General features: G+C 69.0%; 14 protein-coding genes. 7 read left to right on the top strand and 7 right to left on the bottom strand.

Going from position 1 to position 11,862, the window contains the following annotated elements:
• Positions 1-106: 106 nt before the first annotated feature.
• The 4 genes from OG303_RS25475 to OG303_RS25460 all read right to left on the bottom strand — a co-directional run bounded on the left by OG303_RS25475 (position 107) and on the right by OG303_RS25460 (position 2,456).
• Positions 107-544 carry an SsgA family sporulation/cell division regulator gene (locus OG303_RS25475; RefSeq protein WP_405871148.1) on the bottom strand — a complete coding sequence of 146 codons (438 nt, stop codon included), beginning with the start codon at positions 542-544 and terminating at the stop codon, positions 107-109.
• Between the two features lie 98 nt (positions 545-642).
• Positions 643-1,428, bottom strand: coding sequence for an IclR family transcriptional regulator (locus OG303_RS25470; RefSeq protein ID WP_405871146.1), 786 nt, complete (start codon positions 1,426-1,428; stop codon positions 643-645).
• 348 nt (positions 1,429-1,776) lie between these two features.
• The gene (locus tag OG303_RS25465) at positions 1,777-1,989 is read right to left on the bottom strand and encodes a DUF5326 family protein (protein ID WP_058924335.1); all 213 of its coding nucleotides are present in this window, start codon (positions 1,987-1,989) and stop codon (positions 1,777-1,779) included.
• A 149-nt stretch (positions 1,990-2,138) separates the two neighbouring features.
• Positions 2,139-2,456 carry a cupin domain-containing protein gene (locus OG303_RS25460; protein WP_275779025.1) on the bottom strand — a complete coding sequence of 106 codons (318 nt, stop codon included), beginning with the start codon at positions 2,454-2,456 and terminating at the stop codon, positions 2,139-2,141.
• 59 nt (positions 2,457-2,515) lie between these two features.
• On the opposite strand from OG303_RS25460, the gene OG303_RS25455 reads away from it, so the two are divergent.
• The 5 genes from OG303_RS25455 (at position 2,516) to OG303_RS25435 (ending at position 6,259) form a co-directional block, all read left to right on the top strand.
• Positions 2,516-2,893: a phage holin family protein gene (locus OG303_RS25455; protein WP_405871144.1), complete on the top strand. Its 378-nt coding sequence runs from the start codon at positions 2,516-2,518 to the stop codon at positions 2,891-2,893.
• A 7-nt stretch (positions 2,894-2,900) separates the two neighbouring features.
• Positions 2,901-3,392 carry a low molecular weight protein-tyrosine-phosphatase gene (locus OG303_RS25450; protein ID WP_405871142.1) on the top strand — a complete coding sequence of 164 codons (492 nt, stop codon included), beginning with the start codon at positions 2,901-2,903 and terminating at the stop codon, positions 3,390-3,392.
• Positions 3,389-4,540: a cystathionine gamma-lyase gene (locus tag OG303_RS25445; protein WP_405871141.1), complete on the top strand. Its 1,152-nt coding sequence runs from the start codon at positions 3,389-3,391 to the stop codon at positions 4,538-4,540. The genes OG303_RS25450 and OG303_RS25445 overlap by 4 nt, the downstream gene beginning before the upstream one ends.
• Before the next feature lie 242 nt (positions 4,541-4,782).
• On the top strand, positions 4,783-5,688 hold the full coding sequence (locus OG303_RS25440; protein WP_405871139.1) for a LysR family transcriptional regulator: 906 nt from the start codon (positions 4,783-4,785) through the stop codon (positions 5,686-5,688).
• Positions 5,689-5,776: 88 nt separating this feature from the next.
• Positions 5,777-6,259 (top strand): NUDIX domain-containing protein, encoded by a 483-nt coding sequence (locus OG303_RS25435; protein WP_405871138.1) that lies wholly within the window; start codon positions 5,777-5,779, stop codon positions 6,257-6,259.
• Positions 6,260-6,273: 14 nt separating this feature from the next.
• Here OG303_RS25435 and OG303_RS25430 read toward each other — a convergent pair whose 3' ends face one another.
• Positions 6,274-7,782, bottom strand: a complete 1,509-nt coding sequence (locus OG303_RS25430) for a globin domain-containing protein (protein WP_405871136.1) — start codon at positions 7,780-7,782, stop codon at positions 6,274-6,276.
• Between the two features lie 415 nt (positions 7,783-8,197).
• Positions 8,198-8,830 (bottom strand): HAD family hydrolase, encoded by a 633-nt coding sequence (locus tag OG303_RS25425; protein WP_405871134.1) that lies wholly within the window; start codon positions 8,828-8,830, stop codon positions 8,198-8,200.
• Between the two features lie 195 nt (positions 8,831-9,025).
• Here OG303_RS25425 and OG303_RS25420 point away from each other — a divergent pair, with 195 nt between their 5' ends.
• Together OG303_RS25420 and OG303_RS25415 are read left to right on the top strand one after the other, a co-directional pair.
• The gene (locus tag OG303_RS25420) at positions 9,026-9,892 is read left to right on the top strand and encodes a GNAT family N-acetyltransferase (RefSeq protein ID WP_405871133.1); all 867 of its coding nucleotides are present in this window, start codon (positions 9,026-9,028) and stop codon (positions 9,890-9,892) included.
• A 38-nt stretch (positions 9,893-9,930) separates the two neighbouring features.
• Complete coding sequence (locus tag OG303_RS25415) at positions 9,931-10,383, top strand: GNAT family N-acetyltransferase (protein ID WP_405871132.1); 453 nt, start codon at positions 9,931-9,933, stop codon at positions 10,381-10,383.
• Between the two features lie 59 nt (positions 10,384-10,442).
• Here the strand turns inward: OG303_RS25415 and OG303_RS25410 are convergent, their stop codons facing one another.
• The gene (locus tag OG303_RS25410; protein WP_405871131.1) at positions 10,443-11,828 is read right to left on the bottom strand and encodes a serine hydrolase domain-containing protein; all 1,386 of its coding nucleotides are present in this window, start codon (positions 11,826-11,828) and stop codon (positions 10,443-10,445) included.
• Between the last annotated feature and the right edge of the window lie 34 nt (positions 11,829-11,862).

The following is an 11,862-nucleotide window of genomic DNA, read 5'->3' as shown; positions in this document are numbered from 1 at the left end:
AACCTCCGGGCAGTCTCAGGGTCCTGTCCCCGCCTGCCCGTCGGGAGGCGTCACCGCACCCTCCACGCCCCACGCAGAAGCGTTCCGCCGCTCCCGGCCGCCCGCTTCAGCCCGCGCTCTGCTCCTCCGCCAGGATGCGGTCCAGCGCCTCGTCGAGGTGGGCGTCGAAGTCGCCGCGGGAGCACTCCTGGCCGAGCGGCACCAGCTTGTCGGTGCGGTCGAGGAAGGCGATGAGCGGCGCCGTCGACGAACGGAACAGCGCCTGGTCGCGGCCGACCTGAAGCCGGATCAGGACCTCGGCCAACGAGTCCGGTTCGGCGGGCGCCACGCGCACATCGCCCTCGCCGCACGGCCGTCCCACCCCGTCGATGAGCAGCTCGCGACCGAACGCCCAGGTCACCGGTGTGTCACCGGGCAGGTGGAAGGTCAGCCGTACCGCATAGGGATCACACGTCTCGTAACGCAGCTCCACCGGGATGCGGAAGGAAAGCTCCTCGGACACGAGAAAGCTCATCATGACCTCTGCCTGTACGGACTCGCGCATCGCCTACCCCGTCGTGTGAAGCCGACTGGCTGGGAATGATCCCCTGACACTGGTGGCATCTTGCTGAAAGTACACGGCAGATCACAAGGAGTGAGTTTTCAGATACTGATAGAGAGCGCGAGTGACCCCAGCAGTCGCCCGATTTCGCTCTGCAGCTGCTGGGCCGCGGACGCCAGACGCTCGGCCTGATGAGCAGGCAGAGAGATGGCCATCGTCGCGGCCGTCGTACCCACTGTGATCGGAATCGCCGCGCAGACCGTCCCCAGCGCGTACTCCTGCCGCTCCGTCACCGGCTCCATCCGCCGCATCCGCTCGAGCCGCCGGAGCAGGGTGTGGTTGTCACGCACGGTGTACGGGGTGATCGACTGCACGGGGTAGCGGTCGAGATGGTCGCGGCGGGCGTCGTCGTCGAGCTGGGAGAGCAGGCACTGACCGATCGCATGCGCGTGCGCGGTCTCGCGGAAGTCGGCCCACTCCTCGACCGCCGGATTGCCCGGGGTGTCGGAGACGCACATGATCTCGATCTCGCCGTCGCGGTACACGGCGTAGTACACGGGCACACCGATCGCGTCCCGCCAGCGGGCGAGCGCGTCGACGACCATGCTGCGACGTTTCTGCTGGGCTCCGCTGCTGCCCAGTCGTACGGCCGCGTCACCGAGGAAGAACAGGCCCTTGTCCCGGCAGAGATAGCCCTCGTGGACCAGGGTGCGCAGCAGGTGGTACGCCGTCGGGAGCGCCAGGCCCGTCTCGCGGGCCAGTTGCTTGGCGGGAGCTCCGTGCTGGTGCTCGGCGACGCATTCCAGCAGGCGCATCGCACGCTGGACGGATCCGATGAGGGTCGCGGACTGCGACGGCGCGGAAGGCGGCACGAGGGACGGCTGCACCGGAGGTGCCGTCCGGCGCGACGGTCCAGGTGGTGCCGTCGCGCGCTCCTGCGTCGAGGGGCCCGGCTGTTCCGGGGGCCTGATGCGGCGCCCGGGGGTCGGAGCGGGGGGTGCGTGGGGGGTGGTGAGTGCGGTGTCTACCGTGGCCAAGGGTCACTCCCGAAGCGCGAGGGGGCAGCCCGTGCTGTGGGGAACACGGGAGGGGGTGTACGCCGCTCGCGGGGTCGTCCCCGCGTCGAATTCCGGACTCTAATCGCCGATTGCCGCTATGAGGCGGCACGTCCGGAAAACTTCCCTCGCGCGAGGGAACCGGTGATACCTGTTACCGATCACCGGTGCCAGGGGTCCTCACCAGTCGCTACGCGAGGAGGAGCTCGAGGTGAACTTCCGTACGACGTAGATCAGTCCGCCGACCAGCGCCACGAAGACCAGCGCCTTGAAGAGCAGCCCGATGACGAAGCCGACCACGCTGGCTATCAGTCCGCCGAACACGACCAGGGCGATGACAGGCACCGCGATCCACTTGACCCACCACGGCAGTCCGCTGAAGATCTCTCCCATTGCCCTCGTCCTTACCTCTCCGCCCGACTGCTGTGCAGGGGCCCATTGATGTCCTGCACTCGATGCTAGGGCCGGCAGGGGCCCCGGCGGGGGCCTCGCACCCCTTGTCCTCCCCTGACTGATCCCCTAGGGAACCCCGAGACGGCAGGTCAGCTTTCCGGCGGAGAGAACACCACGAGCACCCGCAGATCCTCGCTGATGTGGTGGAACTTGTGGGCGACACCGGCCGGGACGTACACCACGCTGCCGCGCGCGACCTCCGTGGTCTCCAGGCCGACGGTGATCGAGGCGCGGCCGCTCACGACGAAGTAGACCTCGTCCTGGTTGTGTGGCTTCTGTGGATCATGTTCGCCGGAATTGAGCGCATACAGACCGACCGACATGTGCCGCTCTCGCAGAAACTGCAGGTAGGCACCCTCGTTGGCGGCGCGTTCCGCCTCCAGTTCGTCCAGCCGGAATGCCTTCATCGCAGTTGCCGTCCTCGTCCCGCTGCTCGTGACCGATCTCGTCTGCCACGATCAGACACATGAAGAATTTCGTAGTCAAGACGATCGCCAACGCGGGTGCCCTGGCGGTCGCCGTATGGCTGCTCGACAAGATCACCCTGACCGGTGACAGCACGGGCAAGAAGGCCGGCACCCTGATTGTCGTCGCGCTGATATTCGGCCTGGTGAACTTCCTGGTCAAGCCGATCGTGAAGGTGCTGACCTTCCCGCTGTTCATCCTGACGCTGGGTCTGATCACCCTGATGGTCAACGCGCTGATGCTGATGCTCACTTCGTGGCTGGCCGACAAGTTCGACCTGAGTTTCCACGTCGAGGGCTTCTGGACCGCGGTCCTGGGCGGTCTGATCATCTCGATCGTGTCCTGGGCGCTCCACGTCGTCCTGCCCGACAACGACTGAGCTCGCGATGAGCTACCGCGTCTGCTTCGTCTGCACGGGCAACATCTGCCGCTCCCCGATGGCCGAGTCCGTCTTCCGCGCCCGCATCGCGGACGCCGGGCTCGACGGCCTGGTCGAGGTCGACAGCGCCGGCACCGGCGGCTGGCACGAGGGCGACGGCGCCGACCCGCGCACCGTGTCCGTCCTGGAGACGAGCGGCTACGACGGCGGCCACACGGCCCGCCAGTTCCAGCCGTCGTGGTTCTCCCGCCTCGACCTCGTCATCGCCCTCGACACCGGCCACCTAAGCGCTCTGCGCCGCCTCGCACCCACCCAGGAGGACGCGGCCAAGGTGCGGCTGCTTCGTTCCTACGACCCCGCGGCGAGCGACGACCTCGACGTACCCGACCCGTACTACGGGGGCCTGGACGGCTTCGAGGAGTGCCTTGAGATGGTGGAGGCGGCGAGCGAGGGCCTCCTCGCCGCGGTACGCGAGCAGGTGGAGGGGCGAGCGGCATGACAGGTTCCGCTACGGGCACGCCGTCGGGCGACGGTGACGGCACGCGCGCGGTACGGGCCGGACTGCCCGAGGCGGTCAAGAACGAACCGACCCTGCCCGGGCCGGTGTTCGCCGCCCATTTCCACCTGCCGGGCGATGTCAGTGGCCCGTACGCCTACGGTCGCGACGAGAACCCCACCTGGACGCTGCTGGAGCGCGCCATCGGCGAGCTGGAGGCACCCGGGCAGAACGGCGTCGAGACGCTCACGTTCGCCTCCGGCATGGCCGCCATCTCGTCCGTGCTGTTCTCCCAGCTGTGCGCCGGAGACACGGCCGTACTGCCCGACGACGGCTACCAGGCGCTGCCCCTGGTGCGCGCACAGCTGGAGGCGTACGGCATCGAGGTGCGCACGGCGCCGACCGCCGGGGACGCCCAGCTCGACGTCCTCGACGGCGCCAAGCTGTTGTGGCTCGAGACGCCGTCCAACCCCGGGCTCGACGTGTGCGACGTCCGACGCCTCGCTGAGGCGGCACACGCGCGTGGCGCGCTCGTCGCTGTCGACAACACGCTCGCCACGCCTCTGGGGCAGCGCCCGCTGGAGCTCGGCGCCGACTTCGCCGTGGCCAGCGGCACCAAGCAGCTCAGCGGCCACGGGGACGTCCTGCTCGGCTACGTCGTCGGCCGCGACGCCGAGGCCATGGCCGCCGTACGACGCTGGCGCAAGATCGTCGGCGCGATTCCGGGGCCCATGGAGGCCTGGCTCGCGCACCGTTCGATCGCCACGCTCCAGCTGCGCGTCGACCGGCAGTGCGCGACGGCCCTCACCGTCGCCCAGGCGCTGCGGGAGCGGCCCGAGGTGACCGGCCTGCGCTACCCGGGGCTGCCCGAAGATCCCTCGCACAAGATCGCCTCGCAGCAGATGCGCCGCTACGGGTGCGTGGTGTCCTTCACGCTGCCCACGCGCACACGTGCCGATCGTTTTCTCGATGCCCTGCGGCTCGTGGACGACGCGACGAGCTTCGGCGGGGTGCGGTCCACGGCCGAGCGGCGGGGGCGCTGGGGCGGGGACGCGGTGCCGGAGGGCTTCGTTCGCTTCTCGGTCGGTGCCGAGGATCCCGAGGACCTGGTGACGGATGTGCTCCGCGCGCTGGACGCGTCGGCGGAATGACCGCTTCAGTGAACGGATTACGGGCGCCGGGTCGATGCCCGGCTACGCACAACGGACGGTCCGAGCCTCCCCCCTCGTGGCTCGGACCGTCCTCGGTTCTGCGCGCGAAGAACCGCGCGACCAAGGCTAGTTGACTCTGTGTCAGTGTCCAATCACAGTAGCGACAGAGACCTATCGACTTATTTATAGTTGGGCCCTGCCTGGGGGCCGGGAGAAGGGCAGGGAACTGGGGAGGGCAAACCATGGATCTGGCCTTGCTGCGCACTTTCGTGACCGTGCACCGGGCCGGCTCCTTCACCCGCGCCGCCGCCCTGCTCGGTCTGTCGCAGCCGGCTGTGACCTCACAGATCCGCACGCTGGAGCGGCAGTTGGGCCGCCCCCTGTTCCTGCGGCAGGCCCGCGGAGTGACCCCGACGACCATCGGGGACGAGCTCGCACACAAGGCCGCTCCGCATCTGGACGCCCTGGTGGAGATCACCGAGACCGGTCTCGACGACGAGTCCTCCTTACGCACGCTGCATCTGGCCGGTCCCCCCGAGTTCACCGCCGAGCGGGCGCTGCCCGCCCTCACGGAGCTGACCGGCGAGGACGGCCAGGGCTTCGCGCTGCGCGCCTCCTTCGGAAACGCCGAGGAAGCTCTGGAGGGGCTGGCGGCCGGGCATCACGATCTGGCCATCACTACGGCCCGTCCGCGCGGCGCCCTGCTCACGGCGACTCCGCTGTGCGACGAGGAACACGTACTCGTCGCCGCTTCTGGCCGGGCCGAGAAGATCGGCCCCGGGAAGCCGGATCGCAAGGGAGCGCCCGCCCTGGAGGACGTCCCAGTGATCGAGGTGCACGAGTCGCTGCCTTTCGTCTCCCGCTACTGGGCTTCCGTCTTCGACTCCCGCCCTGCCGCTCCGGGCACCGTCATCGTTCCGGACCTGCGCGCGGTGCTGGCCTGCGCCGTCGCGGGCGCGGGGCTCGCGGTGCTGCCCCGATATCTGTGCGGGGCCGCTCTGCAGCGCGGTGAGGTCGTCGCCCTGCACGACCCGGCGGTGCCCCCGCTGCGGACGTACTTCCTGGTGGTCCGCACCGGCACACTCGCGATGCCGCACATCGCGCGTGCTCACGAGTGGCTGCTGCGGGCGGCGGCCGACTGGTGCTGACCAGCGCTTTTCCGGCGGTCACAACGCGAGCTCGACCGGTGACGTCCCGCGATGTTTCACGTGGAACCAACCGGGCCACATTTCTCCCATGACCGTCCGACCCGTGGTCAAGCGCACCGCTCGTGCCGTTCTGCTGGATGGCGACAACCTGATCCTGATCAAGCGCACCAAGCCGGGTGTCGATCCCTACTGGGTCACTCCCGGTGGCGGAGTCGAGCCCGGGGACACGACCGTCGTCCACGCCCTGCATCGCGAGGTGTATGAGGAACTCGGCGCCAAGATCACCGATGTGGTGCCCTGCTTCGTGGACACCGTGGAGCACATCGGCGAGGACGGCGGTGCGACCGGCGTGAAGGTGCAGCACTTCTTCGTCTGCCACCTGGAGTCCATGGACACGTCCCTGCGACACGGCCCCGAGATCGACGAGCCCGCCGGCGAGTACGAGATCGTGCGGGTGCCGTTCACCCGCGTCGGGATCGCCTCCGTCCATCTCGTACCGCTGTCCCTGCGGCACTACCTGGACGGGAACATCGAGGGCGTACGCGCCATGCACGCCCCGGACCTGGGCTGATACCCGGCGTCGGCTCAGTCTCCGATGGCGACGAGCTCCTCCACCGAGTCGTGCCGTATTCGTTCCGACGGGATGCCGATGTTCCGCAGAGCGTTCACACCGCTGCGGATCATGCCGGGCGGGCCCGAGAGATAGGCGTCGAACTCGTGCCACGGCCCGTACTCGCGTATGGCGTCCGGGAGCTGGAGATGCGCCTGCTGGTCGATGATCGCGCGGACCGAGAGCCAGGGGTGGGACTGCTGCAGTCTGAGCATCGTGTCGATGTCGTACAGGTCGAGGTCGGTGCGGGCGCCGTAGAACACCTCGACCGTGCGCCGTTCGCCGTGCTCGGCGACGTCCTCGACCAGCGCCTTGATGGGCGCTATGCCGGTGCCTCCACCCAGGCACAGCAGTCCGCTGTCGCTGGTGTGGTCGACGGTCATCGAACCGGCCGGCGGGCCCAGGCGGATGATGTCGCCGGGGCGGGCGCGGTGCACCAGGGCGTTCGAGACCCAGCCCGCGGGGACGGCCTTCACGTGGAAGGTCAGCAGCCCGTCGGAGCGGGCTGCCGACGCGAAGGAGTAGTGCCGCCAGATCCGCGGCCACCACGGCGTCTCCAGGCTCGTGTACTGCCCGGCGAGGAAGGGGTAGGGCTGGTCGGGGCGGACCGTCACGACCGCCACGTCCGGGGTCCGGAGATCGTGCGCGACGACCTCGGCGTACCACCAGGCCGGGGCGCGCAGTTCGTCCGCGGCCGCGGCGTCGATCATGACCTGCGAGATCGTCGTGTACGCCCGGATCCAGGCCGCCTCCATCTCCGCGTCCCAGATGCCGGAGGCGTACTTGCTCAGCGCGCCGATGAGGCACTCGCCGACGGCCGGGTAGTGCTCGGCCCTGGTGCCGTACTTGCGGTGACCGCGGCCGAGGTTCTGCAGATAGGCGACGAGGACCTCGGTGTTGTCGATGTGCTCGGCCGCCGTGAGGAGGGCTTTGAGCAGCCGGTCCCGCTGGGTGTCCATCGCGGCCGGGAACAGTGACCGCAGGTCGGGATGGCGGACGAAGAGCAGCGCGTAGAAGTACGAGGTGACCTTGTCGGCGATCGGTGCCACCTCGGCCATGGTCCGACGGATGAGAAGGGCATCCGGTGACGCACTCTCGGCCTGGACTTGGGCCCGGGGCTGCTGCTGTGGCGGCGTTGCGGGCGAGATGGATCGCTGGGAGGGCAGGCGCGGGTCGGCGCGGAGCGCCTCGGGGGCTATGCGCTCTGCTGCATGGGGCTGTACAGCAGCAGGCGTGGCGGCGGGTTCGGGCCTTGGGGTGGGCTGGGCGGGCGGCGCGGCCTGTGCGGCGTCCTCCGCAGGCCGATCCCTGTCCGTGTCCGTCGTGGTCCTGCCCATCGGGCGCATCGCGGCGAGGCGGCTGCCCTCGGCCGCTTCCCGCTCGTTGTCCGGAGTCGTCGGCGGCTGGTTGCGCGGCGTGAACCAGCCGCCGCCCCCTCCGCCGGAAGTGCCGTTGTCGGCCGATGTGGTGGTCGGAGCGTCCATGGTGTGCCTCGCCTCGAACATCTTTCGGTCGGTCTGCGCACTTCCCTCGGTCGGAAGGTGCCTGCTTTCCCCCGCAGACGGCTTGCTCGCCCCGTTTCATGCCGCGGCCAATGCGGACACAGTCAACCTGGATTCACGTTCCATACGGACAAGTAAGGCGAGAGTGTGACATTGGCCGCAGTGCTCTCACCGCAGCATCCCATCGCGCACGGAAGCCCGGCCGCATTACCGCAAATGCGGGTCTTCGATCTCTCCGTCCCGTTAGGCTGCGTCGCCCTGCCCTCGGCCCGCGCGGGATGCGTACGCCACGCCCCGGACACGAACCGGAGTCGACCATACCGGCCGCCGCTCCGATCACAAGTCCCCCCTACCTCCCTCACGAATGGGAGATGGGGCGAACTATGAATTCCTTCAATTACCGGGCGTGACGCACCAATTCATAGGCTTCCCACAGATCCCTGCCCATGTACGTGTGCGTCGCGAGACCGGACAGATGGCGGTCCGCATTGACTGCGACGGAGATCGGCACCACACCGAACAGATCCATGTCCGACATTGAGTCGCCATAGGCAATGCAGTCGGCCCGCGCCACCCCGAACTCCGCGCACAACCGGTCCGCGATCTCGACCTTGGCCGCGGCACTGAGAACTCCGGCCGGATCCACTGGCTCGGTGAACGGCACGGCGGGAAATCGGGACCCGAACGCCGCATGCGCGCCCCACTCAGTAAGCCGCTCGACGAAGAAGGAGGGCGAGAGCGATACGACGGCGCAGTAGTCGCCCGCCTGCCGGATCTCCGCCCAGACCTCGCGGATGCGCTCAAGCCATGGGGCACCTTCGAAGGCCGCCAGGACATGCGCCTCGGTGAGATCCGCCCAGAGCTCATACACCTGCGCCGCATAATCCGGCGGGCCGATGAGCCCCGCCGAGACCGCCTGATCGAGCGCCACTGTCTCGGCTTCCAGCCCCAGCTGCCGTGAGATCTCCACAGGGGCCGATGTCCCCTGCAGCAGCGTGCCGTCGAGGTCGAAGAGGTGAAGTCTCGCCATGGGGCCTGACGCTAGTGGACAGGTGACCGACTCCCGGAGTGGGACCACCCGATGCTCGGTGTTCGCCCATGTTTCACGTGAAACACCCAACTGCTGTCGGCGTGCTGTGCACTTGGCCACGACATGGCCAAAAGCTCCTCCTTCTCACCGGAAACAGGTGGACGGCGAGGGCACCCGTCGGACAGCCTGACCTGCGTGCCGACTCCTTCCCTCCAGTCTCTTCCCATTCGCCGGCTGACGCTTCGCGATCTCACCGCCTGCGCCGACTTGTCCGAGGACCGGGGGTGGCCACGCGAGGAGCACAAGTGGGGCCTCCTCCTCACTGCCGGGAAGGGATACGGCATCGACGACCCCGACGGCGGCCTCGTCAGCGCCTGTGTCGTCACCGAATACGGGCCGCAGGACCACCCCGCTCTCGGGGCCATCGGCATGGTGCTGGTCGCCGAACGGCACGTCCGTCAGGGCATCGGCCGCCACCTGATGCGCCACGTCGTCTCGGCGATGGGCACCACGCCGCTGACGCTGCACTCGACCCCATACGGTCGCCCGCTCTATGAGGAACTCGGCTTCAAGGTCACCGGCCGGGCCGACATGCTGTGCGGGCACTTCACTCCCCGCGGACCGGAGCCCGAAGTGGTCACGCGTGCGGCCACCGCCGAAGACCTCACCGCGATCCTCCGGCTCGACGAGGAGGTGTTCGGCGCCGACCGCACGCCCGTCATCACGCGGCTGCCCGCCTTCGCCGACCGCCTGCGCGTCGCCGAGGAGAACGGCCGGCTCATCGGCTACGCGGCGGCCTGGCCCAACATGGACACCCATGTCGTGGGCCCGCTGATCGCCCGGGACACGGAGACGGCAAAGGCGCTCATCGCCTCTCTCGCCGCCCACACCGATCGCCCCCTGCGCACCGACATCGACGTACGGCACGAAGAGCTGCTGACGTGGGCGAAGGAGCGAGGGCTGGCGTCTGTCGCCTTCAACGCGGTCATGACGTACGGGATCCCTGAACTGCCCGGCGACTGGACCAGGCGATTCGCTCCGCTGACGGTGGCGGCGGGCTGAGCCCTGTCGCCGGGGGCGCCTGTACGTAGGGTGCAGTCATGGGAGATCTTGAAATACGGCCCGCCACGGCGGACGACGTGGCCGCGATCGTGGCGATGCTCGCCGACGACTCCTTGGGCGCCCAGCGCGAGTCACCGGACGATCTGACGCCGTACCTGACCGCGCTGGAGCGCCTTGCGTCCGACCCGAACCAGCATCTGGTCGTCGCGGTGCGTGGGGGCCGTATCGTCGGCACGCTTCAGCTCACAATCATCCCCGGCCTGTCGCGCCGCGGTACCACCAGATCGATCATCGAGGGTGTCCGCGTCCACGCCGATGAGCGCGGCGGAGGCCTGGGCACGCACCTCATCGAGTGGGCGGTCGACGAATCCCGGCGCCAGGACTGCCAGTTGGTCCAGCTGACCTCCGACAACACCCGCACCGACGCCCACCGCTTCTACGAGCGGCTCGGCTTCACGGCCTCACACGTGGGTTTCAAGCTCCACCTGTGAGGCCTCGAAGGAAAGCGCCATGTTTCACGTGAAACAGGAGCCCTGCCTGGCGCCGACGACTAACCGATCCCCCGCCACCCGTCCGGGTCCACCCCGCCCGGCACAGAAGCCTCCTCGTCGTACGGCTGACGCGTGAACACGAACGACCCGAGGTCCAGATGTCTGACGGTCCCATCCGGGCGTCGTACGGCTCTCAGGAGCTCTCCGGCGTAGTAGCCCTCCAGTCCGGTCCAGGTCCCGTCGCCATACGCCCGGAAGCGCGAGCGGCGGCCGCTGCCGGACAGCGGCCCCAGCGAAACACCTCCGTCGGGCGCGAGCCGCAGGGTGAATGCGTATGTTCCCCAGTACCACGGTCCGGCCAACTCCAGTACGGGCGCGTCGACTTCGGGCAGCGGCCGCCATGGATCGGGAATGCGTGGCTCGGCCTCGGCGACAATCCGCACGAGATCGGCCCCGACGGTGGCCACCAGAGGACCGGACGTGCAGTTGGCCAATACCACTGCCGCGACGTCGTCCTCGACACCGATGGTGAGGTTCGCCAGAAAGCCCGGCAGCGACCCGGAGTGCCCGACGAGCAGGCGGCCGTCCCGGTGCTGGATCTGCAGCCCCAGGCCGTAGGTGACGCCGTCCACGAGGTCCGCGGCTTCGGCCGGCGCTGCGGGCGTCCGCATCTCTCTCACGGTCTCCGTGCTCAGCACTCGGTCGTCGCCCTGTGCCAGGAAGACGGCGAAACGTGCCAAGTCACCTGTGGTGGACCAGAGTTGACCGGCAGAGGCCATCTGTCCGAGGTCCTCGACGGGCTCGGGCAGCAGGACGTCGGCCCACGGGTGGACGGCCCAGCCACCCGCGTGGGGCGCCTGCGGGTGAGCACTCGTGCGGTCGAGGCCCAGAGGTTCGAGCACTTCACGCCGAAGTACCTCCTCCCACGGTGCCCCACGCAGCTTCTCGACGAGCGCGCCCAGCAAGGTATAACCGGGGTTGGAGTAGTGGAAGCGGCGGCCGACCGGATGCCGGAGAGGCTGCTCGCCCAGGACATCGGCGAGTTCGGGGCGCAGGGACCCCGGGGTGCGCTCCCACCAGGGCGCGGGCGACTCCGCCGCCAACCCGCTCGTGTGGGCGAGGAGGTCGGCGACGGTCGCCTCCCCCGCGCCGGTTCCCGGCAGGTGTTTCTCCAGCGGGTCACCGAGGTCGAGGGCGCCCTCGTCACGCAGTCGCAGCACGAGTACAGCGGTGAAGGTCTTGGTGATCGAGCCAATGCGGTACTGGACGTTCTCGTCCGGACCGTGCCCGTCCACCGAGGTCCGCGCACCGTGCCACACGGTCCGCCCTCCCCTTACGACCGCCGCGACCAGCGACGGCGCACGCCCTTCGGCCTGGGCCACGGCAATGCGGTGCAGCAGTGCCCGCCGCGTACCGGGGAGCAACTCTTGCTGAGGTGTCGTCATGCCCCCAGTCCATCCCGCGGGACGCTCGACCGTC

This window comes from Streptomyces sp. NBC_00005 (assembly GCF_045160215.1).
Lineage (GTDB): Bacteria > Actinomycetota > Actinomycetes > Streptomycetales > Streptomycetaceae > Streptomyces.
Note: the sequence above shows the minus strand (reverse complement) of the source record. Positions and strands in the feature narration are given on the sequence as shown.

Bases quoted from the DNA above. Each gene is read 5' to 3' on its own strand.
- OG303_RS25445 (WP_405871141.1), top strand. From the start codon at position 3,389: ATGACAGGTTCCGCTACGGGCACGCCGTCGGGCGACGGTGACGGCACG.
- OG303_RS25425 (WP_405871134.1), bottom strand. From the start codon at position 8,830: ATGGCGAGACTTCACCTCTTCGACCTCGACGGCACGCTGCTGCAGGGG.
- OG303_RS25450 (WP_405871142.1), top strand. From the start codon at position 2,901: ATGAGCTACCGCGTCTGCTTCGTCTGCACGGGCAACATCTGCCGCTCC.
- OG303_RS25415 (WP_405871132.1), top strand. From the start codon at position 9,931: ATGGGAGATCTTGAAATACGGCCCGCCACGGCGGACGACGTGGCCGCG.
- OG303_RS25440 (WP_405871139.1), top strand. From the start codon at position 4,783: ATGGATCTGGCCTTGCTGCGCACTTTCGTGACCGTGCACCGGGCCGGC.
- OG303_RS25455 (WP_405871144.1), top strand. From the start codon at position 2,516: ATGAAGAATTTCGTAGTCAAGACGATCGCCAACGCGGGTGCCCTGGCG.
- OG303_RS25460 (WP_275779025.1), bottom strand. From the start codon at position 2,456: ATGAAGGCATTCCGGCTGGACGAACTGGAGGCGGAACGCGCCGCCAAC.
- OG303_RS25435 (WP_405871138.1), top strand. From the start codon at position 5,777: ATGACCGTCCGACCCGTGGTCAAGCGCACCGCTCGTGCCGTTCTGCTG.
- OG303_RS25475 (WP_405871148.1), bottom strand. From the start codon at position 544: ATGCGCGAGTCCGTACAGGCAGAGGTCATGATGAGCTTTCTCGTGTCC.
- OG303_RS25430 (WP_405871136.1), bottom strand. From the start codon at position 7,782: ATGGACGCTCCGACCACCACATCGGCCGACAACGGCACTTCCGGCGGA.
- OG303_RS25410 (WP_405871131.1), bottom strand. From the start codon at position 11,828: ATGACGACACCTCAGCAAGAGTTGCTCCCCGGTACGCGGCGGGCACTG.
- OG303_RS25465 (WP_058924335.1), bottom strand. From the start codon at position 1,989: ATGGGAGAGATCTTCAGCGGACTGCCGTGGTGGGTCAAGTGGATCGCG.